This is a genomic window from Desulforhopalus glucosivorans, from assembly GCF_054397165.1.
Window position 1 is genome coordinate 2,089,368 of record NZ_AP044854.1, and the last position, 26,837, is coordinate 2,116,204.

General features: G+C 42.9%; 20 protein-coding genes and 1 pseudogene. 8 read left to right on the top strand and 13 right to left on the bottom strand.

From position 1 onward, the window contains the following. Positions 1-17: 17 nt before the first annotated feature. From ACX6CI_RS09000 to ACX6CI_RS09025, 6 genes are read right to left on the bottom strand one after another with little or no spacing between them, the layout of a single operon-like run. On the bottom strand, positions 18-911 hold the full coding sequence (locus ACX6CI_RS09000) for a sugar phosphate isomerase/epimerase family protein (RefSeq protein WP_458777823.1): 894 nt from the start codon (positions 909-911) through the stop codon (positions 18-20). Positions 912-971: 60 nt separating this feature from the next. Beyond that, on the bottom strand, positions 972-2,765 hold the full coding sequence (locus ACX6CI_RS09005) for an ASKHA domain-containing protein (RefSeq protein WP_458777824.1): 1,794 nt from the start codon (positions 2,763-2,765) through the stop codon (positions 972-974). Positions 2,766-2,768: 3 nt separating this feature from the next. After that, a complete protein-coding gene (locus ACX6CI_RS09010) occupies positions 2,769-3,527 on the bottom strand; it encodes a DUF1638 domain-containing protein (protein ID WP_458777825.1) in 759 nt (252 codons plus the stop codon). A 1-nt stretch (position 3,528) separates the two neighbouring features. Further along, the gene (locus tag ACX6CI_RS09015) at positions 3,529-4,173 is read right to left on the bottom strand and encodes a corrinoid protein (RefSeq protein ID WP_458777826.1); all 645 of its coding nucleotides are present in this window, start codon (positions 4,171-4,173) and stop codon (positions 3,529-3,531) included. Between the two features lie 15 nt (positions 4,174-4,188). Further along, positions 4,189-5,124 (bottom strand): GTP-binding protein, encoded by a 936-nt coding sequence (locus ACX6CI_RS09020; RefSeq protein ID WP_458777827.1) that lies wholly within the window; start codon positions 5,122-5,124, stop codon positions 4,189-4,191. Further along, positions 5,125-6,471 carry a uroporphyrinogen decarboxylase family protein gene (locus ACX6CI_RS09025; RefSeq protein WP_458777828.1) on the bottom strand — a complete coding sequence of 449 codons (1,347 nt, stop codon included), beginning with the start codon at positions 6,469-6,471 and terminating at the stop codon, positions 5,125-5,127. 457 nt (positions 6,472-6,928) lie between these two features. Here ACX6CI_RS09025 and ACX6CI_RS09030 point away from each other — a divergent pair, with 457 nt between their 5' ends. From ACX6CI_RS09030 to ACX6CI_RS09040, 3 genes are all read left to right on the top strand, one after another. Continuing rightward, the gene (locus tag ACX6CI_RS09030; RefSeq protein ID WP_458777829.1) at positions 6,929-8,530 is read left to right on the top strand and encodes a sigma 54-interacting transcriptional regulator; all 1,602 of its coding nucleotides are present in this window, start codon (positions 6,929-6,931) and stop codon (positions 8,528-8,530) included. Between the two features lie 356 nt (positions 8,531-8,886). Continuing rightward, positions 8,887-10,317: a trimethylamine methyltransferase family protein gene (locus ACX6CI_RS09035; protein WP_458777830.1), complete on the top strand. Its 1,431-nt coding sequence runs from the start codon at positions 8,887-8,889 to the stop codon at positions 10,315-10,317. Between the two features lie 64 nt (positions 10,318-10,381). Further along, on the top strand, positions 10,382-10,528 hold the full coding sequence (locus tag ACX6CI_RS09040; RefSeq protein ID WP_458777831.1) for a hypothetical protein: 147 nt from the start codon (positions 10,382-10,384) through the stop codon (positions 10,526-10,528). Between the two features lie 507 nt (positions 10,529-11,035). Here ACX6CI_RS09040 and ltrA read toward each other — a convergent pair. Further along, positions 11,036-12,284 (bottom strand): annotated as a pseudogene (gene ltrA, locus ACX6CI_RS09045) (group II intron reverse transcriptase/maturase). Between the two features lie 876 nt (positions 12,285-13,160). Here ltrA and ACX6CI_RS09050 point away from each other — a divergent pair. The 4 genes from ACX6CI_RS09050 to ACX6CI_RS09065 all read left to right on the top strand — a co-directional run bounded on the left by ACX6CI_RS09050 (position 13,161) and on the right by ACX6CI_RS09065 (position 17,837). After that, complete coding sequence (locus ACX6CI_RS09050; RefSeq protein WP_458777832.1) at positions 13,161-15,554, top strand: glycyl radical protein; 2,394 nt, start codon at positions 13,161-13,163, stop codon at positions 15,552-15,554. Positions 15,555-15,596: 42 nt separating this feature from the next. Then, complete coding sequence (locus tag ACX6CI_RS09055) at positions 15,597-16,511, top strand: glycyl-radical enzyme activating protein (protein WP_458777834.1); 915 nt, start codon at positions 15,597-15,599, stop codon at positions 16,509-16,511. A gap of 12 nt (positions 16,512-16,523) precedes the next feature. Next, entirely contained in the window at positions 16,524-16,853 is a 330-nt protein-coding gene (locus tag ACX6CI_RS09060) for a cupin domain-containing protein (RefSeq protein ID WP_458777835.1), read from the top strand. 207 nt (positions 16,854-17,060) lie between these two features. Next, the gene (locus ACX6CI_RS09065) at positions 17,061-17,837 is read left to right on the top strand and encodes a GntR family transcriptional regulator (RefSeq protein ID WP_458777836.1); all 777 of its coding nucleotides are present in this window, start codon (positions 17,061-17,063) and stop codon (positions 17,835-17,837) included. A gap of 101 nt (positions 17,838-17,938) precedes the next feature. Here the strand turns inward: ACX6CI_RS09065 and ACX6CI_RS09070 are convergent, their stop codons facing one another. The 6 genes from ACX6CI_RS09070 to ACX6CI_RS09095 form a co-directional block, all read right to left on the bottom strand. Then, complete coding sequence (locus ACX6CI_RS09070) at positions 17,939-18,739, bottom strand: dihydropteroate synthase (protein WP_458777837.1); 801 nt, start codon at positions 18,737-18,739, stop codon at positions 17,939-17,941. A gap of 101 nt (positions 18,740-18,840) precedes the next feature. Beyond that, positions 18,841-19,983 carry a uroporphyrinogen decarboxylase family protein gene (locus ACX6CI_RS09075; RefSeq protein WP_458777838.1) on the bottom strand — a complete coding sequence of 381 codons (1,143 nt, stop codon included), beginning with the start codon at positions 19,981-19,983 and terminating at the stop codon, positions 18,841-18,843. A 140-nt stretch (positions 19,984-20,123) separates the two neighbouring features. Continuing rightward, the gene (locus ACX6CI_RS09080) at positions 20,124-20,756 is read right to left on the bottom strand and encodes a corrinoid protein (RefSeq protein WP_458777839.1); all 633 of its coding nucleotides are present in this window, start codon (positions 20,754-20,756) and stop codon (positions 20,124-20,126) included. A 489-nt stretch (positions 20,757-21,245) separates the two neighbouring features. Next, positions 21,246-22,034, bottom strand: a complete 789-nt coding sequence (locus ACX6CI_RS09085; protein WP_458777840.1) for an IclR family transcriptional regulator — start codon at positions 22,032-22,034, stop codon at positions 21,246-21,248. Positions 22,035-22,350: 316 nt separating this feature from the next. Then, positions 22,351-23,391, bottom strand: a complete 1,041-nt coding sequence (locus ACX6CI_RS09090) for a threonine aldolase family protein (protein WP_458777841.1) — start codon at positions 23,389-23,391, stop codon at positions 22,351-22,353. Positions 23,392-23,456: 65 nt separating this feature from the next. Beyond that, positions 23,457-24,572 (bottom strand): carbon-nitrogen hydrolase family protein, encoded by a 1,116-nt coding sequence (locus ACX6CI_RS09095; RefSeq protein ID WP_458777842.1) that lies wholly within the window; start codon positions 24,570-24,572, stop codon positions 23,457-23,459. Between the two features lie 165 nt (positions 24,573-24,737). Here ACX6CI_RS09095 and ACX6CI_RS09100 point away from each other — a divergent pair, with 165 nt between their 5' ends. Next, complete coding sequence (locus tag ACX6CI_RS09100; RefSeq protein ID WP_458777843.1) at positions 24,738-26,117, top strand: aminotransferase-like domain-containing protein; 1,380 nt, start codon at positions 24,738-24,740, stop codon at positions 26,115-26,117. Positions 26,118-26,837 lie beyond the last annotated feature (720 nt).

Genomic DNA, 26,837 nt, shown 5'->3' on the forward strand with positions numbered 1-26,837 from the left:
AACAAAAATCTTTTCACCTACAAAGCGGGGACCTCACCTACTTTTAAGACATTTCGACAAAAGTCGACACTGCGTGCCAAAGCCGTTTTTTCAATTTCCAGGGAACGTTCCATACTGTTCATATCCCCTACCATATCCAGCTCGATATTTATGCGATCCATATGTGGGCATTCTTTAATAAGCTCATAAGCTCCAACCATATCAAAATCACCATCTCCCACCGCAGCACCCTCTGCTTTTAATCCCCAGGGCATATATGATATACGATTATCTCGAAAATGATTTGTAAACGCGCGAGGAGCAAGATTTTTAACAGCACTCGCTGGGTTTTCTGTCACATGATAGCCATTAGCCGTGTCAACACAGGCACCAACTAAAGGATGGTTGATTTCATCTAATACCCAAAGGACTTCTTCTGAAAACGCATCCGCATGATTTTCTACAGCAAGGCGAATATTCTTTTTTTCTGCATAATTCAGGGCTTCCTGAACATCCTTTACAAATTTTTCGAGTTGTACCACAACATCCGGATGAAATTTGGAACGTCCATACGGCCTGGGCCTAACAACATCTACACTAATCTTGGCAAGATCCGCCCCTATATGATCCGCGATATCCAACCCTTCTCGAATTGTATGATTCAGCGTTGGGTCGTAATCCGCATTCATTGAGAAGTTATACTCAAGATAAAAATTCAGCTCCTTGGCCCTGTCCCGTACTTTATGAAGATAGCTTGGATCAAGGCTTTCAAAAGCTGCGTCATCCAAGTGCAAGCCTTCTAGGCCTAAAGATGCGCAGTGATCCATAAGTTCCCAGATATTCATCTGCTGCTCCCAGGGTAAGGTCAAACCGCCCCAAAGTTGTCCAATACCATGGAGATAAAAACCATATGTGTGAAATCCAAGCTTCATTGCACTCCTCCATTAAATAAAAAACTAATTTTAACACCTACTCTCTTACTCGGAATCAAATTAAAAGAGTTCTTCAACCTTCAACTCCAGACCAGGGAAGGTCATCTGTGTCACATATTCATCGGTGAAACCGGCGTGCATAGAGAGTTCCAGGTATTCGGTACGACCTTTCAAGTCCTGAACTATCCGGTCTGCATCTTTTTCGGTGGCATACCTCATCACGCCACAACCTGCACCATTACCAAGGACACGTACCGCACCTTCCATCTCCTCAGGCACAAGGCCTATTCGAACTGCGTTTTCAGGGTTGAGAGCCGCCCCAAAGCCACCAGCTAAAAAGAGATTTTCAACTTGCTCTGCTTGTATACCGGCTTCTTTTAACAGTGTTTCTATTCCCGCACGTACTGCTGCTTTGGCAAGTTGAATCTTGCGAACATCTTCCTGGCTTAAAAAGATATCTTCTGCTACGAGAAAGACAGGTTGGGGACCATCCCGCCTTACAAATTCAGAAAGTTCCCCTTCGCCTTCCAGCCTGCCGGTTTCATCTAAATCCCCTGAACGAAGCAACAGGGCCAGGCAATCGATAACAGCAGACCCACAAATTCCTACAGGTTGTGCACCATCAATAGTTGTATAATCGAAACCCTTTTCCGTACGAAAAATTGTATCAACAGCACCAGGCTTTGCAATAGTCCCGCACGACAGTGTTGCCCCTTCAAAACATGGCCCCGCAGCAGTAGAGCAGGCATACAATTTTTCGCCATCACTGAGGACTATTTCCGCATTTGTACCAAAGTCTACAAGCAGGAATGGTTCTTTTCTTTTGTGTGCATCTGCAGCCAACAGAGATGCAACAATATCTGCTCCGACGTAGGCAGAAATACCCGGCATAATAACAACCGGGGCGTTCGACTCAATATGCAACTCACTGGCATGGAGCTGCATAGAGTCAAGAGTAACGGAAACAAACGGAGCTTTGCTGATATATTCTGCAGGAAGAGCACAGAGGAAATGGATCATACAGCTATTGCCGGTAATCGCGATCATGGTCGGATCATCAATATCCACACCTTTAGCTTGTAGCTTTCTACAAAGCGTATCCTTCATCCTGTTGACCTGCTCTACAATCGCCATCTGTAGTCCACGAATACCATCTTCTCCCTCACTCATTGTATGGTGAATACGGGAAATAACATCAGCCCCGAAAGATGCCTGTTTATTCTGTTCACCATATACTTCAATAACTTCCTGGGTTTTAAGATCCATCACCATTGCTGCAACGGTGGTTGTACCAATATCAACAGCCAGGAGGGTATGATGCTCGCTTGTACTGAAACCGTGTAGTACCTTGTCTTGCAACAGGGCGTATTTTTGTGTATCTCCACGTAAGAAAGCAGGTAATCCAGCTTGCTGGGTTAGAGAGAGATTATGTGACTCAGCTCCGGAGGTGGCAAGAATATTTTGGATGTCTGTGCTTTGATCTTCCAGAGTTCTTTTTTCTACCAATAACTCTTTATGTTCTATCAGTGGTACAAAGTCATAACTGGTGGTTGAGATTGTGGTAAGTACCTTAATTTTGCTCTGGTGCGGTATAGATAAAGTAAGGCCATTATAAGCCAGAGTATAACAGGCCAACCGTAAACCGTTAGCAAGTGATGGTCCACTGAGACGTTTGAGTTCTTCCACAGCAGGAGTAGTGTTGGCGTAAATCAAACATTTCCCACAACTCCCTGTCCCCCCACAGGGTAGCTGCAGCAATTTAAATTCCCGTAATACATTACTAACCGGTAACCCTTCTTCCGTTTCCAGCCGATGCAGACCCTTTTCAGTGGTTACAACAATTTCAACTCGCATTACTCATTTCACCTCAACACTTTCCAGTGTCCCTGCTGGAGTTAATGTCACAATCTTACCCGGCTTGATATGCAGAAATCGTGATTTATCCTTACCACCCTCTAAAAGAGCAGAGAGATAATTATCTGATCCGGAACATTCCTGATATGGCAGGTCCGCCTCTTTTGCAAAGCATCGTGCCTGGGCCTCAAAGAAGCCACCCTCCCTGGCATATCCCTTTTCTATCTGGGCGAGCTGTGGCCAACGAATAAGAGTGACAGCATTGTAATTTCTCAACCAGCTCAATTGCTGTTCCATCAGGTAGTCTGCGTTGTCTGCACCGTACTTCTCAACGTATTCAGCATGAAACCGTTCTTTATTTCGAATCAGCTCAGAGTCAGCATAGTTAACCCAGCCTGGGGATTGCCAATATGTCGCCCCGTTTTGAGAATATTCACCGCTATCATCCTGGTCTATCCCGAGCAACAATGGAATACAGTCATGAACCTTGGGAAGAATGAGTGTTGAGAACTGAGTCGTAACTCCAGACAACCCCTGCCCACAGAGTCCATACGCGAGCAGGATGGTTCCACCGTCGCCGTTTTGTTCTTCAAATTCATCGACAGCCGCCTGTACAGTTTCACGAAGTTTATCCGGACGTTGATGCAGCCCCATTTCAAGAAACTGTACGGGAGGTGGACTGTCCATCTTGTCCAGCAACCATTCTATCTCCAGACGAAAAACCTCACAGGCCAGTACTATCATGATTTCGTCTGGTTTCATATCAACCTCTAATACTGTTGCAGTATTCTACGGCCTTATCTGCAGCATTACTTGCATCCTGAACATAAAAATCCGCCCCGATGGATTCACAAAACACCTGAGTAAGAGGAGCTCCACCAACCATAACCTTTGTCTTCCCGGCCATTTCCGAATCGTTAAGTAAATTCACAACGTCTTTCATATGCAACATAGTTGTTGTGAGCATTGCGGAACAACCGATCAGATCGGCATTATGTTCTTTAGCGGCCTTTACATAGGTGGCAGGATCAACATTATTACCAAGATCCACAACTGTCAGCCCCTTACTTTCCATCATCATACCGACAAGATTTTTACCGATATCATGTAAATCATCTTTTATGGTGCCAAGAACGACAGTACCCTTAGTTTCTGTAGCATCTGCTGCCAGAAGAGGCTTTAACACATCGGTACCTGCACCCATTGCACGGGCTGCAATAAGAACCTCTGGGACAAAGATATCATTGTTCTTAAACCGCTCACCAATGATCGACATACCGGGCATCAGACCATCATCAATAATCTCCTGTGCAGTTAGCCCCTCAGCAATAGCTTTGTTGACTAATTCAACAGTCTCTTTTGATTTCCCCTTCTGCATCATCTCACTTATTTCAGTCAACACGCTCATGGCAACTCCTTCTTTTTATTGTGTTATTAAATTCTGTTGTAACAAAGCATTTTGAATGGACACACCAGTCCCTTTCATGCAGATAATTGTAAGCGGTACATCTTTATCCTCACACGGTTCAAGTTTGAATCCCCTGCCGGTATCCGAGACATAAAGATGACGTTCACCATCATAGAGATACCCTTTGACCCTGAGCACATCCTCGTTTTCATTCAGGAAGTGGAGCAAAGGCTCAACACCTTGAGGAGCCGAACTGACGATGAAGCTATCTGGCCTGTTCTCCTTTGTATTAAAACCGAACAGGTTGCCCTGGGTTTCCACCCTGGTACTGGATACAAGATTCCCTTCATCGCTCAGACACATCATCCCACCACTATCGCCCAAGTGATGTTTATAAATGGAAATTTGATCGTTCATTTTCTCGATATAATCAACCGCCCTTCGTATCTCTTTGTCGCTTGCAATATCAGTTTTTGTGATAACCACAACATTTGCCGCTTTTACCTGCCTGGGAATAACCTCCAGAACATGGGAAAGCTTCCAGCTTTTTATGGGATCAAAAAGGCAAAGAACTGAAGGCTCTTCATACACCTCGTTTAATTTAGCCATCCATAAAAGAGACTTCATGCCGGCAGGATCAGACATGCCGGATGCTTCAATAATGAGTATCTCAGCATCGCTTTCAGCTAGATTGACCAAGGCCTGGACAAAGGAATCTTTTAGGCATGAACAGAAGACCGATCCACCGGATAGTTCAACCAACCGGTCCTTGGCATCACAATTTTCAAGATCGGTAAGATCGAGCAGGCTGCTATCGACCGGGGCTTCCCCAAAATCGTTCAACAGCACTGCCAGTTTGCGATCTTTGAATTTATGTAACAACTGACTCAGAAAGCTCGTTTTCCCGCTTCCAAGAAAGCCAGATAATATGATGAGTTTCTTTTTCATCATCTACTTCTTCGCTGCGGTGATCTCTTCCTTCAATGTTTCAACTGTCGGAATGAGAGAAATATGTCGAATTTCACCATTGATCAAAATTGAGGGCATGTTTTTCAAGCCAATTTTCTCTGCAAATGCGAGGGTCTCCGGATACATGATTGACCGCTCAACAACCTTGACATCGTCGCCGAATGGAGCTGCTGCCTCATTGGCTGCCATAACCATATATCCACAGGCTGCACAGGTTTTTGAGTCAATGGTAACCACCTCTACCAAGACATGGTCGAGATTGGCGTAATCGGGTAACTCGATCTCAGGGAGATTATCTTTAGCAACATAGTTTTCCAGCGCCTTTTTCACTGCTTCTGGATTATGTACCGCCTGTCCAATAGCAACCAGATTGTCTGCTGGAGCGTTAAATGGCACATCGCAACCAGGAGCAAGGATAAAGCGATCAGTACCGATTGCATCCATCAGATCCAGAGCAAATTGCTGGTTGTCCTGCTGGGTTCCTAGAAGCATTGTAACGGTAAGCTGTAGGTTTCCGGACATGATGATGCCATATTTGTCGGTAATTTTTTTTGCCTCTAGTATGTCAACATTCTCATCAATGGCGATACTGTCAGGTTTGGTCAGGCACATCGCCTCTATATTCTTGGTTGCATCCCCACAGACAAAGAAAGAAGAAGGCATCCCTTTCTCACGCATTTTTTCAAAGAAGGTTGTGCACGGCTCACTTAAGAATGTATCGAACATTTCAGGAGAAATTTGCGAAACTAAAGGATCAACAATGGCAATAACATCGCAACCCGCCTCTATGTACATCTCAGCTAATTCTCTTACCTGCTCTTCACAATAGTTTATGAGTGTTTTAACCTGCTCTTCATCGTCATACATATCCATGAAAATGTTAGTCCCCCGCAAATGCGAGGCAAGGGTAAAAGGACCGCAAACAAGGCCGTACATAGCAATTTCCGGACACTTCGCCTTGAATCGCTCCATCGCATCAACAATTAAAGGGATACGTCCATCTGTCTTTTTCAGCACCTGATTGGGAATAGTGAATTCACTTGCAAGGGGATGAGAGCATACGGTTGGTGGAGAATCCTTGTACCAGGTTAAATCACAACCCAGGATTTCTGCTTCGACCTGAAGATCGAAAACAGCGGGCATGCCATCTGGCGAATACTGTTTTTCCGCCTCGACAAGACATTCATAAAGTTTATCAGCACTCTGAAAGATCTCCTCAGCCTTGTAGCCTTTGAGATTGGCAATTTGAGCACCTGTATATGGGACCCATGGTGTCCGGTTCACAGGTTTACCGCCCAGTACATTGAAAATGAGTTCCTTACCTCGCATTGTCTTTCTCCTTAAGATCGTTCTAAGTTACCTATACGCCTTAGCCTTGGTATAAGTGGTTTCACTTTGCTACCGAACTCTATTGAGCAAATAATATGCCACACCTGGTACTCGATCTTTGGAGAAGGTGATTGTATAGACTTTTTCGCAAGAAACCAAAAATCCAGACTAGGATTATCTGAATCTTATAAGTTAACTCACTAGTATTTTGCTTTTTTTCAACAGGGACGTCTAAAGGCAGATAGTGCTTTTGAAAGACTCTATAGATTGGATTTAATCAAAGAATTACCCAACAGTTGGCGAAAAGAAAAACATGCGACATTATTTTCGAAAAATAATGTTATATTTTGTCGAACATGATGTATCATCTTTTTCTCCAAGGACGTTTTCATAAACGATTTACTCATTATGAATTATCTACAGACAGTTCATTGTTCAATAAATAGAGGGTTGTGCATTGTATATCCAAAATTCTGATACGGTAACAGTAATAGATATAACCAACAACGAGCTCCACCCATTCCTCTCTGTTCTGGATATAGGTGTAATGCTCACCGATCTTGAAGGTAAAATTACTTACTACAACCCCAAACATGCAAAAATGGATGGGATGAACCCGAAAGAGGTCCTAGGACGTAATATTTTAGATGTTTACGAGCTTGACGTAGAAAACAGCTTAATTATGCGCTGTTTACGAACCTCACGGCCTATCATTGAATGTCCGGTCATGTATAAAACCAAAAATGGCCATATAGTCGATTCGATGCACGACGTTATTCCTATTTCAAAGGACGGGAATATTATCGGTGCAGCCAGTTTTATAAAATACTTCCAGATAGTGGCCAGCCCTCCAACCACCAATGAGACGGAGGTAAATCAGCTTTCATTTGATGGAGATACCGATTTTTGTTTCAACGATATAATTGGCAAGAACTCCCTGTTGCTAAATGCCGTTAACAGGGCAAGGCTTGCAGCTTTGACCAATTCCCCAGTACTCATACATGGTGAAACCGGTACCGGGAAAGAGCTCTTCACCCAATCAATCCACAATCTCAGTAGCAGAAAAGATAATAGGTATATTGCTGTAAACTGTTCTGCAATTCCTGAAAATCTTCTCGAAGGTATTCTTTTTGGAACCAGCAGGGGAGCCTTTACCGGTGCACTTGACAAACCAGGCCTTTTTGAACGTGCCAACGGAGGTACCATTTTCCTTGACGAGATAAACTCAATGAGCCAGGAAATGCAGCCGAAACTACTACGTGTGATCCAGGAAAAACGTGTTTGCCGTCTTGGTTCACACAAGGAAATAAAACTGGATGTTAAGATAATCGGCTCGATCAACACCACTCTTGAAAAAACACTCCTGTCTGGTGAAGTTAGATCTGATCTGCTTTTCAGATTAAGCGTGGTGTACATCTCCTTACCTCCTTTGCGGGAAAGAAAGGATGATCTTCCTGTACTTGTTGATTTTTTCACAAAAAAATACAGTAGATTACTTGGAAAGAACGTCTCCGGCGTTTCAAGCGAAGTGCTTTCTATCTTCCAGCACCACAGTTGGCCTGGAAATATCAGGGAACTGGAAAACACCATTGAAGGATCTATGAACATGATAGGCAGAGAGGCCTTGATAGAGCGGTGGCATCTGGTATCCGGTCTGGGGCTGATGGAAATGTTTGTTAATGAAGGTGAAAAAAACGAAACCGGATTTACAAAACAACCTTCCTCCTGTCGCCCTCTTCCCACTTTTAATACGGATCAGCTCCAATCAGAAGAAGATGCAAAACGTATTTATGTAGAGGCTCTATCCGACGCCGATGGGAATATCTCAGATGCAGCGATTATGCTAGGAATATCCCGGCAGACATTTTACCGAAAAATCAAATCATTGCGTATCAACATCCCTAAAAAAGATGCAAATACTGAGCGTCAAAAAATAATGCATCACCTCAAGGCATATGACGGAAACATATCCAAAACTGCGAAAGCTTTAGGGATAAGCAGACAACTGCTGAGGTACAGAATGAAGAAGATGAACATTGATAAAACCCAAATCTCATGACTCCCTTTCTGTACTCACAAGCCCAATAATTATTCTCTATGATGCAAATTATGAGACAGGTTATTCGACAAATTGGAGCAATTATTTTCGAAAGTTTTGTCACATAATTTTCAACACACTCTTTCCTCCCTACATAATAGATAGCCTAAAACGTTCAACATTTCTTTAAGAGGCTGTCACTTCCTCCAAAGCTACACAGGTTCCACCAAAAGACCAGCTTACACACACCCTCCCACAATCAGAGCTCTAACCTTTGTTGGCATGGAAGTTGCGAAATGCAAACACATCTTTAGCAATCATTATTGAGCAACTACGACTTAACAACTACAACCAGATCATTTTCAAGAGGAGGGACCATGTTTGCAAATATGACTCAATTTACCCCAAGAATGCGCGTTATTTCCGATTCCCAGATTAATGAGATACACATGGCCGCATGTGAAATTCTCGAACGTACGGGAACCTTGATTCATTCGGAGGATGCTAAAGAACTCCTCCATAGCCATGGTGCCTATATTGAGAAAGGTGATCTCGTTAAAATCCCTAGCCACTTAGTTGATAAAGCGCTGCGCACTGTTCCGGAGAGATTTGTACTTTGCGACCGGGAAGGAAACCGAAAGTATCGAATGGAAACCGGTAAAACCCATTATTCTCCTCTTGTTGACAACATCGATATCATTGATCCCTATACACGCAAGCGTAGACCATATATAGGATCTGATGCCAAGAAGATGGCAAAACTTATGGACTATACCAGACATATGGATGTAGTTCAGGTAGGTGCATTCGCAGAAGATTTGCCCGCAAATATTGTAGACAGAGTAAATGTGCGGGAAATGTTTTTCAACCAGAGAAAGGCAATCTCATTTAGCCCGAACGGCCCCCAAGGCTTGAAAGACATTATTGATATGGCAGCAATTGTCGCCGGTGGTCACGACGAACTCCGCATTAACCCAAGGATTATCAAATTGGGAGAGCCAATTTCTCCCCTGGTTCACGATGCTGATGCTATAGAAGAACTGATGATCTGTGCCAAATACGGGGTGCCCATCGTCTACTATCCGATCCCAATGGGAGGGGCTACCGCTCCCGCAACATCAGCAGGCCTTCTTGCTCAAGGTCATGCGGAATCCCTCACAGGTCTTGTTATCCACCAGCTCACCAATCCTGGAGCACCATTTCTCTATGGTGGTGTTGCAACTGTTATGGATATGATGTCCACAGTCTGCGTTTATGGTGGGCCGGAGTTATACCTTCAGTGCATGGCTCTTTCTGATATTGCTAAACACTTCAAACTACCATTTTGGGGAACCGGCGGATGTACCGACACCAAGCAACTCGATGCTCAAGGGGCTGCAGAAATCGGTATGTCCATATTTATGACAGCCATGACCGGTGCTAACCTGGTTCATGATGTGGGGCTGCTTGACCAGGCGGGACTGGTTGATCCAAGCAACATCCTGTTCTGTGATGAGGTGATCGACCACGTCAAACACTTCATGCAAGGGATACATTTAAGTGAAGAAAACTTTGCGCTAGACACCATTCATGAGGTAGGCCCTGGTGGGAATTTCCTTACCGCCGACCATACCATTGATCATTTCAGGGGATTCTGGAACCCAACCTATTTCACTAGACCAGCAATGGGTATGAAGGAGGGTGCAGACCTAATGAAAACTCTCAATGAGAAAGTTATCAATATTGAAGAGACTCATGAGGTACCACCTCTTGATCCGGATAAGGTTGCAGCTATCAAGGATCTAGAGCAGAAATGGATGAAAAATTAACCTAAATCCAGATATCAACATGGATTAGAATAACCGGCACTTGGATCCAGACAGGAAGGGGTCCATGTGCCTGACAACTATGGAATTCATCGCAATTATCTATGCATTTTTAGCTGGAAACCTGAACGGCACAATAGGTGTCTTTTCTAAATTCTCTGGTTTAACAGCGGGCAGTAAGGGAAGTTCAAACAACACCTCAGAATTGCCGTAAAATTGAGTAAATGCAAAGAAATTCTTACCAAAGACTCTCTTAGGTGGTACTGCTCTCAAAAATGGAGAGAAAAAGCCCAAGTCGCAACGACCACTTTCATTAACCCTTTTAGGGCAAATCTTCTTTGCCTATCAGTGCTGAAGGCTACTACTGTTTCTTGAAGGTCCAGCTTTCTTAATCGCCTAACGATAATTCGTGATCTTCGGGCGAATAGATAATCCCTGAATCTCTCATCTCAGCTTTCTGAATACCGGGATAGACTTTCTTAAAGAGAGGGTAGGTGGCAGTATCACCGAATTGCCAAAAAATGGAACAACTGTCTAGTAAACCTAACCAAAGATTATGTTTACAGGTTACTCCAGCGCAACTGTTAGGTTAATCGCAAGGCATCACAATAAGACACGTGACATCTTCTGTTAGCCTGAAGCCAACAGTCGAGTAGCCCGGTGGAATCTCACCACCAGGCTCTCACAGTTCCGGACGTGAGCCTCTCAACTCATCCGGCTCCTATTGTCCAGCCGGAGGCCGCATTCCAAGTATATGCCAGTGTCCAATTAGCAATGAATGCCGAATAGCTACACGTGCTAACCAGTGTGTTGCTTTTCGTTGTTGCCCTCTCATGTTCTTGAATTTCCTCATGACCCATTTTGTTAATACACGATTTAGGATGCGAAAAACCTTAAACATCTCCGATTTTTAAAACTTCGCATAATAATTAATCCAGCCTCGCACCTTGGAATTGAACATCCTTGAGAAATCATTGAGCGATTTATCTGTGCGGTTGTGAATCCGCCAACTCCGTATTTCATCACGTATTGCTTTTGCAGCTTTATTACTCATGCCAGGTAGGAACCCAAAAAAACTTACCTTTTTTACTCATTGAAACCCGTGGCCTAAAAGTATAGCCCAGGAAATCAAATTTGCAGATCGGATAACTCCCTCGTCTGTTGTCTTCCTTACAATAGACAATTTTCGTCTTTCAGGATGCAACTCCAGCCGACACTCTCTTAACCGCTGTTCAATAGCAACTCTAAACGTTTTAGCTTGTGACTCACTTCTACAGTGACAAACCACATCATCAGCATATCTTTCAAACGGAAGAGGAGGAAATTCCCTGTCCATCCACTTATCGAAAGCATAGTGCAAAAACAGATTCGCCAACAAGGGACTGACAACACCGCCTCGTGGTGTTCCTTTGTCGCTTGATTTGATTTCTCCGTCAGGATATTGAACTGGACATTTCAGCCACCGCTCAACATACAACAGAATCCATCGGCAATCTGTATTTTTCGCCACAGCCTTCATCATGAGCTCATGGTCAATATTGTCGAAAAAAAACGTGATGTCCAAATCTACAACCCACCCATACCGCCAACACAGCTGGCGTGCAACTCCAACCGCATCAATGGCAGACTTGCTCGGGCGATACCCGTATGAGTCCTCATGAAAAGTGGTTCTATAATGGTCTTCAGGGATTGTTTGACCACCATCTGAGCTATACGATCGTAACTGTTGGTATTCCCAACGGCCGTATTCTTCCATCACTCTTTGGTATCTCAACTCGACGCACTGGAGGAGGTAGATAACTACCTGAGGACATACGATTCCATAATTTGTAGAGGTTATTTTTCAAATCCTCTTCAAAATCGGCTATCGACTGACCATCCACCCCCGCTGCTCCACGATTTGCCTTTACTCTCAAGAACGCATCCCAAACCTGCTGTTTAGAAATTTGGAACGGCTTTACTTCTTCCATCTGGTTGTCTGATTGTTGAAAGCTGAACAATGTAGCCCCTTCACTCCACCTTCATTACAAAGGATTCAACACTACTACAGGCTACTCCGCCCCTGTGCTCCGCATCGGTACTCTCGTCCTTATGGGGCCTCCACTTGGATTTCTCCCATAACATCAGTGCGAAAGGTTCCCACGTTCCACACGAAAGCCCAGATCATATTCACGCCACCTTTATGCCGGACGCCGCTCGGGCAATAGACAGGGTCCCCCCGAACTTATCCTGGGATGGAAATAGTTCCCAGTTTTGACGACACCTTATAGTTTCGACACCTCATCAGTTGTTCGTTGTTACTCGTCTCCATGATCCATATCTGGCCCGACCATTGCCGGGCCTTTTTCCTTAACGCTCATCATCATGGCTCTTTACCAAAGCAACTTGTGGTGGTTTGGTGCCTGCTCCTGTAAGCCGACCCCGAAGGACCTACCCTCATCTTCCGTGCAGCCTCGTGGCGCACTATTTCCACTATATCCTAACTTAAAAAACATGTTCTCTATTGAGTGATAATTCGATATTCTTTCTCGAGTAAAAATGAGGATTCCTAATACATAGCACGACGTTCCAACTAACAAGTCCTGCACGCGCCAACCATCCCCCCTGTGTTCTTACCCTGTAATCGATACGTAACCATCCTAAATGAGCAACGGAGATTGTTAAGTAGAGCTCCTTTATAATCAAACTTTGGAGTTGACAACTTAGCAGTAGATAATGTTTAATCACCCAAAGGTTGACCATTTAATTATTTCGTCACCCTTTTACGAAAACAGTACACTAGAGTGTATTGCCTATACGTAAAATGGTGAAAGAAAATAGGCCGCGCTAACTAATGGAGGATTCTAATGCTCGATATGACTGAAGGTATGACAATTTCTGATAGAGGGAACAAACTCAAAGAACAGTTCTTTTCCTACACTCCTTCAATTTGCCTTGAGGCGGCAATTGCCAAAACTAAGGTTTATCATGAAACAGAAGGTGAAGAAGAGATTATCCGTCGGGCAAAATCCTTTTTAGAAACTTGTAAATCAAAGACAATCACGATCCATCCGAACGAGCTGATTGTTGGTAATGCTGGCAGGACTGGCAGATGTGCGGTGATCCACCCTGAACTTGCAGCATTGTGGCTCATTGATGAGCTTGAAACAATATCTGGTAGATCCCAGGACCCTTATGCAATAACAGAAGATGAAAAACGAATTTTCCGTGAAGAGATATTTCCCTACTGGAAAGGCAGGACTGTAGAAGATCACTTCCTCAAACAGGTTCCTCCCGCAACACTGGACGTTTTAAAGGTTGGGGGCGTCATCGACTCAGCAATTAAATATAACTGTGTTCCTGGTGACTTTGTCCCGGATATTCCCTCCATTTTGCAAGGAGGTTTCGGACAAATTGTACAACAAGCTGAGGAAGGACTTTCATCTTTAGATCTTTCCCATAACCACATGGATTATGAGAAAAAGGCCTTTTATGAGTCTGTGCTCTTTACATGCACCGCATTTGCGACTCTGGTTACCAGATACGCGGACGAATGTGAACACCAAGCACACACTGCAGAATCAGGTAGAGCAGAGGAGTTGTTGCGCATGGCGTCTAATTGTCGCCATATTGCATATCAACCAGCCGAAAATTTCGAACAAGCCGTACAACTCGTCTATTTTCTGCTTGTAGGGTTGCACATTGAGGGCAATGCAGGTGGATATTCTTTGGGAAGGCTGGATCAATATCTTTACCCATACTACCAACGCGATATTAAGAGCGGGATACTGTCTGAAGAATATGCACTGGAAATTCTGGAGTCATTTTGGGTAAAAACTGGTGAACAGATCTGGTACTGGTGTGAAGAAGCCGCACACCATTATGCTGGATTTTGTGCCTTTCAAAATATCTGCCTTGGAGGCACAGGGCGTCATGGTAATGATCTCGTCAATGAGTTGAGTTACCTTATGCTTCAAGCCACCATTAATCTGCAGATGGTGCAACCTTCTCTCTCCGTTCGCATTAGTCATAAAAACCCAGAAGATTTTTTCCTCAAAATTGCGGAGTTAGTTCAAACCGGCACTGGATTTCCTTCTATTCATTCTGACAGGGTAGGAATTGAAGCGGTTATGAAGAAAGGGGTTCCACCTGAAATTGCACGTGAGTGGGCTCCTATTGGTTGTGTAGAGCCTCAAGTTCCTGGCAAAACCTATCAGTGGAGTTCATCGGGGCATTATAATCTAGCTGCAGTTGTAGAATTTGTGTTCACCAATGGAGTTCATAGAAAATCCGGTAAAAGAATTGGCCTTGAAACCGGGCCGGTTTCAGACATAACGAGTTGGAAGGAGTTTGAAAAACGAACATACGCACAACTCGATCATTTACTCACCCACTTTAATGTTATTCAGAACCTGCTGGAAAACCTCCACTACAAACACTTACAGAATCCATTTGCATCAATTCTCACCGATGGTTGTGTTGCCACCGGTAGAGATCTCACCAGAGGTGGAGCAGTTTATAATAGTGGCCCTGGTATGAACGGTAATGGAGTTGGAGATTTTATTGACTCCCTCAGCGCTGTTAAACAGATCGTTTTTGAAACGCAACAGACAACTCTAAGAGAGATAGCAAAAGCTCTGGAAGACAATTACCAGGGTTACGAAAAACTTAAAAAGCTCATAGACGAAAACCCATATAGATGGGGGAATGGTGAAACTAAAGCTGATTCAATAGGGGAAACTTTATTTTCCTACCTCATAGAGAAATGTAGAAGCTACAAAGGTCTACTTGGCAATGATAAACTCCCCGCGCTTTATCCTGTTTCCTCAAATGTCCCACAAGGAATATCTATCGGAGCACTGCCTTCAGGGAGAAAGGCTTACACCCCCCTTGCAGACGGTTGTTCTCCATGCCCGAGCTCTGACAGAAAAGGACCAACAGGCGTGCTGCAATCTTTATCTACACTCCCCTACCCAGCTATTGATGGAGGGACATTGCTCAATATGAAATTTACCCCAAACTCTGTCGATGGTACTGAAGGTCAACGTCGTATCTCAGCATTTATGAAGACATTTATTGATATGGATCTTTTTCATATCCAGTTCAATGTCATAGGCCAGGAAGTGTTACAATGCGCCCAACAGCAACCTGATGATTACCGCTCTTTACTCATTAGAGTTGCGGGTTACAGCGCGTATTTTGTTGAGCTGAGTAAAGAGGTTCAAGACGATATTATCAGTAGAACAACACATGCTCTATAAACGAATCCCATAATATTACTCCTAATTTTCATAGTAAAAGATATGCGTGATTTAACAGCTGAGATAGTCAATATACAAGACTTCTCATTACATGACGGTCCTGGGATCCGGACGACAATTTTTTTTAAAGGTTGTCCTCTGCAATGTTTGTGGTGCGCAAATCCTGATACCCAGAATAAAAAGCGACAGTTGTTCCACTCTGCATCACGTTGTACCGGCTGTCGGGAGTGTTCTACTATTTGTCCAGAAGAATGTATTAGCTGGAGCGATCAGATTGAAATTGACCGTACCAGGTGCACTCTTTGCGGGGAGTGTATCAAAAATTGCCCGTCATCTGCCTTGCGTGTTGATAGCTATGAAGTAACAGTCAATACAGTTTTGGAGAAGATCCAGAAAGAAAGCCTTTTTTATAGGAATTCTGGGGGGGGAGTGACCTTATCTGGGGGAGAGCCCTTATCTCAGCCACTCTTTGCTGAAGCGGTACTGAAAAAATGTAAAAGATGGGGAATACATACTGCTATTGAGACATCGGGTTGTGCACCATATGAAACGCTCCAAAGGCTGAGCAGCCAACTGGATCTCATCTATTTCGACATTAAACACGTGGATGATGCTGTTCACCTTGAAATCACTGGTGTTAGCAACAGTCTGATACTTGAAAACCTTGAAAAGATTTCACAGATTCATCAAGGGCTCATAGTGCGTATTCCTACTATCCCAACTCTCAACTCCTCCGACAATGATTTCGCAAGACTAGGGGAATATCTTTTAGAAAAAACGGCAGTAAAACAGGTTGAGTTTCTCAACTATCACCGACTGGGCGAACAGAAGTACACATCAATTGGCCAACCATATACTCTTCGCCATCTTAAACCGTTCAGCAAAGAAGAGTTTGAAAGTCGTATTCATAAATTTAAAATTGATTTTCCCACATTTAAGGTAACTTACCATGTCTAATAAGGTGTCTCTATGAACGAACAGGTAATAAAATTTGCAGAAGCTCCAGTCGTTGAGTGTGTTGAGTCAAAACTTGGCAATACCTCCACCAAAGTAGAGAAGTATTATGTCTCAGATTCTGTCCAGGCAGGAGTTTGGTGCTGTAAAAAAGGAGCATTTACTATAGACGCTCACGCAGCAAATGAGATTTGTCACATACTGGAGGGTACCGGTGCAGTCACACACCCTGACGGAACCATATGTAATTTTGAAGCAGGTGATACCTTATATATCCCAAAAGGAACGGCCATGAAGTGGGATGTCATAACAGATATCAAAAAAATCTATATGGTTGCAGATTGAACAATTGTTGTAAGACTAGATGCTATCGGCTCTTTTTTGTTGTGGTTCTCTGAAAATACTATGACAGCAATAGTTTTTGGAGCCGTTGTAAATCAGATAATCTTGGGAGTTTTGAATTTTTTTCATTATTGTTATGGTGACATAACTATAGCCAGGAAATGTCGAATTAGGTGAGTAAGAATAAATGATGATTCCTGGTAACTCTTCATGATTTCAACAATGCTAAACCAGAAAATGACCAAAAAAGTTTCCAACAATAAACATATAGAGATATATGACTGGCTTCTGACTCAGATTAAGGAGAAAAAAATCTGTGTAGGGGAGCAGTTACCCACGGAAAAAAGTATCGTTGAGCGGTTTGGCGTTAATCGCACTACCGTTCGAACAGCCATGTCTAAGCTCGAAAAAGCAGACATGATAATTCGAAGAAGTGGGAAAGGTACATTTCTTATTCGAGATACTCATCCCCAACTAGCTCGCACATTGAACAAGTTAGAGGTCGTCTCCCAGGATAGTGTATCTGGAAACACAGATTTTAAGACTATAGAGAAAAAGTGGGGAAGCGTTCCTGATGATATTCGTATGATGCTAAACGGAAAGGGAAAAGAACTCCTGTCGTTTAAACGGATAATCTCTCTTGATGGGGAGCTGGCTCTTTTAGAAAGAACTTTTCTCAATGATAAGTTATCTGCTGTTTTTGAGGATTTAGATACTAACCAATCCTATTATCCTCTTATTGAAAAGTATGGGCAGGAACGAATTTCTCACGTCAAAATATCGTTTACCAGCAGACAACCTACCCAAGAAGAACAAACACTCCTGGGGATTGATCAGCACCACCCATGTATAGCGATGCAATCTTTGCTTTATAACGATGAGGAAGTGGTTCTTGAAGTCCTGGAGTCACTGTACCGTGGTGATAAATACACCTTTACCATGGAATCTACAGTCGAGTTGCCATTTAGCTTAAAAAACAAAAGATAGTTGTCAAAACCCAGCCAGACAATTAGAAATTTTTCGTATAATAGTCTGCCCGGGTCCATCCCCACCAGATGGTGGAAGTCATAGCCTACATTACTATTACTTTATGCGACAATAGTACCTGCCCGAACACTTTTTATATAGTTCATACAGAATTGATCGTGCCCCCCAAGCATATCTGCGGTTCTCATCAGTGCCATGATATCATTATCAAGAGGATCCATTATTGCTGAGTCAAATCCATAGGCTATCATCATAGCCAGAAAACATCTATTGATGATTTTTCTCTGGGGAAGACCGTATGAAATATTTGACAATCCTCCAGTTGTATGAACACCGGGTACTTTTTCGTTAATAGATTTAATGGCGTTCATAGCCATCATTCCATTTGTTACATCGACGCTCATAGGTTGAATGAGAGGGTCGATAAAAATATCGTCTCGAGAAAACCCGATTTTTTCAAGTTCTTCTACCAGAGTTACTGCACGTCCGACAATATCTTCGGCATCTTTGGGCATACCCGAATCATCCATACAAAGTGCTATAATACGACACTCTTTGCCTTCTAAGTACTTTATCATCGGCTCAAACCGATCTTTTTCAAGGCTTATGGAGTTAATCATCGGCTTATGTTTAACCAGCTCATAGGCCATTTCAAGAATTGCCGGATCTGGGCTATCTAAACAGAGAGGGAGATCGGTCGCTTCTTGAACTACTTGAAGCAGCCATTTCATATCCGCTTCTTCATGACCAATACGGGCCCCTGCATTTACATCAATATAGGATGCGCCAGCCTCGGCCTGCTTTATAACATCCTGAGCTATATATTGACCATCTCGATCTATTACAGCTGCTTGAACCTTTTTTAATGTGGTGTTGTTTCTCTCACCAATTACTGTGAACATAATATTCCCTCTACAGGTGTTACTGTGACAAATGAATCGCAGTAACATCCTGTAATTTCCTTATATAAAAACGTGCTATATCAAAATAAAAGACGTTCAGATTATTTTAAATACGAAGGCACGTACTCTCTGGCATGCTGAAACATTGTTAAGATGTTTTCGACAGGAACATCAGGCTGGATATTATGCACAGAACCAAGAACATATCCCCCACCTTCTCCGAGCTCCTCAACCAGTTGCTCTACAGTCTTTTTAACGTCGGCAGGACTTCCTTTGGGTAGTATATTTACACTATCAACCCCTCCCCAGAAAGCCAGCTTATCTCCCCATTTCTTTTTCAACTCGAGAGGCTCCATTCCCGTTGCTGAGGTCTGTACAGGATTGATGCAATCAATTCCCATATCAACCAAGTCATCCAAGATAGATGTTATAGCCCCACAGGAATGAAACACTATCTTTGCAGGTGACATGCTTTTAACCAGATCAAAAAATTGCTTATGTCTTGGCTGGATAAATTTAAGATAGTGATCACGACTAAACTGCAGTCCTCTTTGGGCTCCAAGATCGTCAGAATTAAATATGATATCAACGTCTTGGCCAACTTCTTTCAGCAGGTTGCGTGTGATCTGCATTGTTACGTCATTAACCGCATCAAAGAGAGCCTCTAGAAGGGGCGGATCCCGCACCATGTCCATATACCAATCTTGAAAGCCTCTTAAATATTGGGATATATGAACAAACGGAGCGGGAATATTTAATACCGTAGCACAGTCAGTATTCTCCCTGATCCACTGAATTCTTCTTTTGAGCGGCTCAATAAGCTCTGGTTGATCCGGGTCAGGCCAAGGATAATTACTTATTTCTTTGATGGTCAGTGGCCCGGAAAGAGGATATTTCATCTGATCAAAGTAATGCCCTCCCACTGGTTTTACCCTCTCAATCCCCCAAGGATCGATATGCACGCTCTCATCTACAAAGCGTCCTCCTGGCAACGGCCCAGGAAGAACAGAACGTGTATCAATATCGAGTTTTTTCAGAATAGTTTCATCCGGCTCAACCACCTGCATCATCACATGAGAGATGTTGTTTTCAACTTTGACTCCAAAGTGATCTTTAAGCTTTTCATAACCGGCAACAGTGATACTGCTATCAACAGATCCTCCCATATCTAATGGCACCATGTCAGGTTGTTCATGGGAAAGTGCAGCTAGTATTCTTTCTCTATTTGTCATCTTGGCTTGCATGGGAATACCCTCTTGTAGTGAGATTGCTCAATCGGAAACGAAACCTATATCGCGATGAGCTTGAATTTAATAATTTACTTCCTGCTCGAATGTAGACATCATCTACAGTCCATACACGATTGGGATGTGCCGACTCCCTTTTAGTGAATAAGTGTCTTTGCGATTTTTCCTGCCGATCCGGCATCCGGGGCAAATCCATCAGCACCAATTTCGTCTGCAAACTCTTGGCTGACTGGTGCTCCACCAATCAGAATTTTGACCTGATCGCGAAGCCCAGCTTCGGTGATAGCATCTATAGTCTCTTTCATCATTGGCATGGTAGTGGTGAGAAGAGCTGATAGGCAGACCACCTGTACTTCTTTTTCTCGAATTGCCTGTACAAAAGCGGAAGGATCAAGATCCACACCGAGATCAAAGATTTCCATGCCACCACTTTCAAGCATCATTGTGACTAGATTTTTTCCAATATCATGAAGATCACCTTTGACAGTACCAATTGCAACTCTACCGGCAGCTCCAACGGCACTATCTCCTAAAAGCGGCTTCAAAACAGCGACACAATTTGCCATGCTCTGTGCTGCCATCAGTACTTCTGGAATAAACATTTCGCCGCTTTCCATTTTACCTCCGACAATATCCATTCCACCAATCAAGCCTTTATTTAGGATATCAGCTGCTGAGACACCGCTTGCCAATGCACTATCAACGAGATTCATTAACTCAGCCTCATCACATGCTACCAGAGCAGTGCTCATTGCCTTGAAATCTGACATTTTTCCCTCTTTGAGTAATTAGTATTAACCCTCAGGCAAATTAAGGCCTAAGGTATCAGTTTAAAGCGCATATTTTCACATATCGAAATTAAATTTCATTATATGAGATACCTTAAAGAAAGTACGATGTCAACAGATAATTCTTATGCTATCACACCAATCTGCCGTGAAAGTATTCACGGTACAAGCCAATTGTACTGAGCCAAATGCGGGACTTTCATAGTGCATGAGGACTACAATCATGACCACAGGTGGAAATATTGGAATAACTGGAATTATAAAAAATACTGAAGAGAGCAATGCGAGTTCTCTGCTTTAGCTAAAGCAGTAGATAATGCTGCAGACGTTCTTCTCTTTGTATATTCTGAGTGGATTGTTGAGAGGGGTGGGCTTTCTAAGAACGAGAAAAGAAGTCGCTCTACAAATTACCGCGAAGACACTTCGCTTATCTCATTTCGGAAAATAAAAATATATGAATTGAACAGAGTATTAATTTGAGAGGTTTTGAGAGGTTATTTCATTCGCAGCCTTACGAAGTTCATCCAGTAAAATCTGATGATGTTCTTCATCAAAAGAGGCAGAGACTCCGCAGATTGTCAATGCTGCTAAAATTTCCCCTTCAGCCCCTCTTATCGGCCAACCAAGAGCAGAAACTCCATCCGTACCATCCTGGTCACTAATCGAGTAGCCACATTTACGAATTTCTTTTAAGTTTTTCCTCAACAATTCTGGGCTTGTAATCGTTTTTTTTGTCATTGCGAAAAGAGGTTTACTTGCAATAATTTTTTCCTGCTCCGCTTCACTTAAGTGAGCTAATAGTAACTTTGGCCCTGCACCAATGTGTAGTGGCATGCGTCCCCCAACATCAAGTACAGCAATTCTGATATGAGGATTCCCATCAATTCGCTCAATGCAGAGCGCTTCTTCATTGTCGTAGACAATGACATAGGCGGTTAGCTTAACACGCTCGGCCAGGTTCTTTACTACTGGCCTGATCTCATCTTTAAAAAGCTTATGCCAACTTATTTTCCCCGCCAACTGAACAAGCTTAAAAGAAAGACTGTAGCAATTATCTTCTGAGTCTTGCCTTACATATCCAGTGCTTTTCAAAGAATCAAGTATCCGATGGCAAGTGCTCATATTAAAACCAGCGAGCTTACTTATTTCAGTTAATGAAACAGGTTTTCCCACTTCTGAGAGCAGCTCAATAAGCTCTAAGCCTCTTTCCAGCGTGTGAACCTTGTACTGTTTAGCTGGTTTATCAGTGCTTTTTGTCATCTTTTGCATTTCATAGAAGTTGGCAACTTTTCGGTGACACTTTTTCCATTTATGATACCCTCTGAAGTGCTACACGCTGTAACAACTTCGCTCCTAATTCGAGGGCAAATACATGCTATTAAGAGCAAATTTACAGACCGTCATTTTCATGTGTCCCCCTTCAGTTGCTGCCCCCCTCTTTTCAGTATTTTATCATACTTAAATGATCACAAAATGCTACATGTTTGAATTTATATTATCTCCTGTTGTGCCTAACACACTCCCTCTACCCGGTTATTTATCAACAATTCTATTCAACTACCGTGTGGGCCTGTGGTCAATACTCTTCGAGTATATTTCTAACCTCAGCTGCTAGATACCTTACATTTTCTTCATCAACTCCATAGTGAGTTACCATTCTAAATGAACTTTGAGAAATTTTCTTGGCCTTAATTCCTTTATTAAGTAATTTTCCAAGGAAGTTATTAATAGATAGGCCAGGTGTAGCAATAGTACCTGTGACAATATTTGTTTGAATGTCCCTGATGTCTACCACAAGGTTATCCATGTTTGTAAGAAGACTCCCTAGTAACGTGGCATTTTCATGATCGCGTAAAAGTTGAGGCTTCATGGTTTCCAGAGCAACTATAGCGGGGGCAGCCATAAACCCCGCCTGTCTAAGGCCACCACCAATTCGTTGTTTATACCACCTGGCCTTTTCAATGAAGTCCCTGGTTCCTGTAAGTACTGCTCCAAATGGAGAGGCAAGGCCCTTGGTCATCGCAATCATAACGGCATCAACATTCTCAACTATTTCTTTTGCAGATACTCCAAGGGCGGCTTCTGCATTTAACAGTCTGGCACCATCCAGATACACGGGTAAGTCGTACCTTCCAGCCAACGCGCAAACCTTATCTATATTTTGCTTTGATACTACAAGCCCCTTATTTAGATCGTGACTGTTTTCCATACAAATGAGGCCGGTAATAGCTCTTTGAATGCCTCTTGCCTGAACTAATCCTTCTATTAAATCGACGTCATATACGCCCTTTTCCACAGGAAAGGATCTCGCCTGTACCTGAGATAATGCCGCAACCCCTCCTACTTCAAGGTTAAAAATGTGGGAATTATCACCAACCAGCAGTTCCTCACCTCTGTTGGTATAACTCATTACTGCCAGTTGGTTCGCCATAGTACCCGAGCAGGTAAAAAGGCCCGCCTCTTTTCCCAGCATATCAGCAACCATTTCCTCCAAACGTTTTACCGTTGGATCCTCACCCATGATATCATCGCCTATTTCTGCATTGTACATAGCCTCTTTCATGGCTTGCGTCGGATGGGTTACTGTATCTGATCGTACATCGATTACCTTTTCCACTCTTACTTTTCCCTATGAGTATTATTGAGTTACAGCCTTATAAAAGGATTAATATTTCAGAATTCCTACTCAGGTTCAGTCCCGGGAGTAAATGGGAAATAGTCTCTGTTTTCGCTCTCGTTCCTTTCACATGTACAATATACGGGTTCAAGTACTGATTTATTGATCGCAAAATTAAAGACATCATTTCTCTGATAGTTTCCTGAAATATCATGCATTGCTTTCAAAGGTATTTCAGTAGAAATATCACATTCAGCGTAGGCGATACCCTCTTTATTATCTTTTATTACCTCGCTACAAATGGTGCCTGAAGGGCTGACAATCATTGAGCCTGCGAAGGTAAGTTTATCCATTAAATCTCGTATTTTTTTACTTCCCATTGCCAAAATTTCCATACCTTCCTCGTCAATTGCCTGGGAAGAAACCACAGTAAAGAGTTTTCCTTCATAGGACATTGAACATGCTCGGACAAGTAGTGTGTCGAAATAGTCCTGCCCTCCTGAGGGGTTGCGGGACGTTGGAAAGAACGGTGGGTATGTTGATATATGGATTTGCTCGCCTTGTGAAATAAGTGCATATTTTGCGAGTGAATTAGTGTTTTCCCCGCAAATAAGTGCCCCTATTCGTCCTATTTCTGTATCGTGAACATTCATTGTGGAGCCGTCACCAAAGGACCAGACAAGTTTTTCCGACCAGGTTGGAAGCAGCTTTCTATGCCTGGCAATCATGTTTCCATTGCGGTCAAAGATAAGGTTGGTGTTCCACAAGACCCCAATACTTTGCCGTGGAGCTTTTTCATTCACCCCGATTGATAAGAATACGTTGTTATCTTTTGCAATCTGCTGCAGCTCATAAAAGGCGGGACTGGGGATCTCAATTGCGTTTTCAACCAGTTGTTTGAATAAACCCAGTTGATCAATAGGCGCATGCATGTGCACCCATGAAGGGAAACCGGATATAAATGTTTCTGAGAAAACGACAAAATCTGCTCCGTTAGCTTTCGCTTCTTCTGTCAGCCTACGTACCTTTTTTATAGTTGCATCCCTGTTGTTATAAACAGGTGCCGCCTGCACTACGGCAATTGTCGGTTTTGGGTATGTATCTCCGCTGATTGTGGCTAACGAATCTTTTTTTTGCTTGCCAAGATCTTCTGGTACGTTTGGATCGTTGACGTCTTTCATCTTGTTTCTCCACAGTTTCACAACATTATCAAAATATTGTTGGACCATTTACACGGTCTGCTATCGATGTAAATCTTGATTGGTAGTACTACTTATATATTGTATGGTTTTCACAAATTCAACGACTGCATTGTATGCAAAACAATATTTACCAGGAGAGATATTGTGTGGAAAGCAACCGATATTAATCTGCGATCACCCAAATACTTGAGTATTGCAGATGCCCTTGAATCTGACATTTCAGCTGGAAACGTTTTGGCAGGTGAACAATTGCCTCCGCAAAGAGAACTCGCTGATCAATTGTCTGTAAATCTGTCCACCGTATCTCGTGCATACAGGGTAGCTGAGAATAGAGGACTGATAAGTGGTATTGTGGGAAAAGGTACCTTCGTCTCTACTGACGTTTCGATAAACCCGGAAATGATTCCAATAGAAAAACACAATCTGAAACAGATTGAGCTGGGAGTGGTTTCTCCACTCCATTCCCTTGATCCGGACTTACAACCACGACTCATTAAACTCTCAACCAACCATGATCTTGCCTCATATGCCCGCTATACAGAACCTTCCGGTTTATCGCAGCATCTGCAAATCGGAGCTGAGTGGGCAAGTAGGTTTAGCCTCTCCATGAGGCCCGACCTAGTAGTGGTAACAGCAGGAGCACAGCATGCCTTAACCTGTACTTTTATCGCTTGTTTTAGGCCGGAAAGTCGTATAGCAGTGGATTGTTTATCGTATCCAGGCTTAAAAGCGTTAGCCTCAATGATGAATATCCGCCTTGTCCCCATAAACATGGACGAAAACGGGATGATTCCAGATTCTCTTAATAGTGCATGCAACAGTCACCCTATTGAGGGAATTTATCTCATGCCGAGTTGCCACAACCCAACTGGGATTACAATGGGGGAAAGGAGAAGAATTGAGATCATCGAGCTCATAAAAAAACACCGGTTACTTCTCATCGAAGATGATGCCTATTACTTCACTTCTGAAAACCCTCAACCTGCCCTGTCATCATTTATTCCTGACAACAGCATATTTATTGCCAACTTCTCTAAAATACTTTTTGCAGGTCTGAGATCAGCTTTTGTCTTTAGTTCTCCCAAAATACGAGAACAGCTGATCCGGGCGGTGCTCAATACCATATGGATGGCTCCATCACTCAATACTGCAATCCTCTGCGATGTAATTGAAGATGGCACCATAGATCAGGTGATCAAGGCTAAACTTAAAGAAGCAAAATCAAGAAACAGCATCGTAGGTTCAACGCTTCCCTTTCAATACCCTCTACCTCCCACACAAAAATTCTACCAATGGTATCAGTTACCCAAGCCGTGGAGCGCTGCTCAGTTTGAAACATATGCCCTTCGAAGAGGTGTAAATATATTCTGCGGCGAGAAATTTGGTGTTGGTAATCAAGCCATCGGTCAATATGTCCGATTGGCCATTACCAGCCCGGAAACGAGGCAGGATTTGTCTGTAGGTCTGGCTATATTAAAAGACATCCTCCAAATAGGACATTTGGATGTTGATGGGATTAATTAAATATTACAATCGTAAACAAAAGCAAAAGGTTCGAAATTGCGATCAAAGAAAACATCACCTGCAACTTCGTGTATGAAAATTCCAGTGTATGCGTAAAACAAAACCTGTTTTCTCGGAATTACGCTAAAATGGAGTAACTGCTGACTTTACCATAACCAAAGAATTTATTCATCGACAGACAGCCTGCTACAATACAAATTGTAAGCGATAAGGGCGAACCATACACTTCGAAAAGTTACTCCATTTTCAAGATATTTTATCAACATTATTTTTGTTTGTCAGATCGAAATAATAGTTGAGACTGCCCTATAAAAGCACGCAAAAAAGCAATAGGATATTTGATTGTCGGTCTCCTATTTCCGTGGCGAGGTATGCCTTTTGTATAGAGAGTCCCAATTGCCCATAAAATAAGTTGACGACATACCAATCCTGCAATACACTTAGCTCAATGACTTGCTACTAAAGTGGTAAGCGGATAGTGAAGGGTGTTTTTTATAAAAGAACATCAGGAGGCCAGCATTTATGAGAAATGCTGGTTCATTACATAACCGATACTACCGAAATGGTATTTTGGTGACCAGGATCCGAAACGGACTGGTTCCCGTCATCTGGCAATGAGTCAGACCGGGCTTCAATGAAGAGAAGCCTGCTCTGCCTTTTGCAATCACACAAAGTAGGCTTCAAAAAGAAATAGGAAGTCTACTGTCCCAATGTTATCCC

Coding starts and splice junctions, on each gene's coding strand:
- ACX6CI_RS09060 (WP_458777835.1), top strand. CDS start 16,524: ATGAACGAACAGGTAATAAAATTTGCAGAAGCTCCAGTCGTTGAGTGT.
- ACX6CI_RS09000 (WP_458777823.1), bottom strand. CDS start 911: ATGAAGCTTGGATTTCACACATATGGTTTTTATCTCCATGGTATTGGA.
- ACX6CI_RS09035 (WP_458777830.1), top strand. CDS start 8,887: ATGTTTGCAAATATGACTCAATTTACCCCAAGAATGCGCGTTATTTCC.
- ACX6CI_RS09010 (WP_458777825.1), bottom strand. CDS start 3,527: ATGAAACCAGACGAAATCATGATAGTACTGGCCTGTGAGGTTTTTCGT.
- ACX6CI_RS09070 (WP_458777837.1), bottom strand. CDS start 18,739: ATGTTCACAGTAATTGGTGAGAGAAACAACACCACATTAAAAAAGGTT.
- ACX6CI_RS09040 (WP_458777831.1), top strand. CDS start 10,382: ATGTGCCTGACAACTATGGAATTCATCGCAATTATCTATGCATTTTTA.
- ACX6CI_RS09095 (WP_458777842.1), bottom strand. CDS start 24,572: ATGAAAGACGTCAACGATCCAAACGTACCAGAAGATCTTGGCAAGCAA.
- ACX6CI_RS09020 (WP_458777827.1), bottom strand. CDS start 5,124: ATGATGAAAAAGAAACTCATCATATTATCTGGCTTTCTTGGAAGCGGG.
- ACX6CI_RS09005 (WP_458777824.1), bottom strand. CDS start 2,765: ATGCGAGTTGAAATTGTTGTAACCACTGAAAAGGGTCTGCATCGGCTG.
- ACX6CI_RS09080 (WP_458777839.1), bottom strand. CDS start 20,756: ATGTCAGATTTCAAGGCAATGAGCACTGCTCTGGTAGCATGTGATGAG.
- ACX6CI_RS09055 (WP_458777834.1), top strand. CDS start 15,597: ATGCGTGATTTAACAGCTGAGATAGTCAATATACAAGACTTCTCATTA.
- ACX6CI_RS09075 (WP_458777838.1), bottom strand. CDS start 19,983: ATGCAAGCCAAGATGACAAATAGAGAAAGAATACTAGCTGCACTTTCC.
- ACX6CI_RS09050 (WP_458777832.1), top strand. CDS start 13,161: ATGCTCGATATGACTGAAGGTATGACAATTTCTGATAGAGGGAACAAA.
- ACX6CI_RS09085 (WP_458777840.1), bottom strand. CDS start 22,034: ATGACAAAAAGCACTGATAAACCAGCTAAACAGTACAAGGTTCACACG.
- ACX6CI_RS09025 (WP_458777828.1), bottom strand. CDS start 6,471: ATGCGAGGTAAGGAACTCATTTTCAATGTACTGGGCGGTAAACCTGTG.
- ACX6CI_RS09065 (WP_458777836.1), top strand. CDS start 17,061: ATGATTTCAACAATGCTAAACCAGAAAATGACCAAAAAAGTTTCCAAC.
- ACX6CI_RS09015 (WP_458777826.1), bottom strand. CDS start 4,173: ATGAGCGTGTTGACTGAAATAAGTGAGATGATGCAGAAGGGGAAATCA.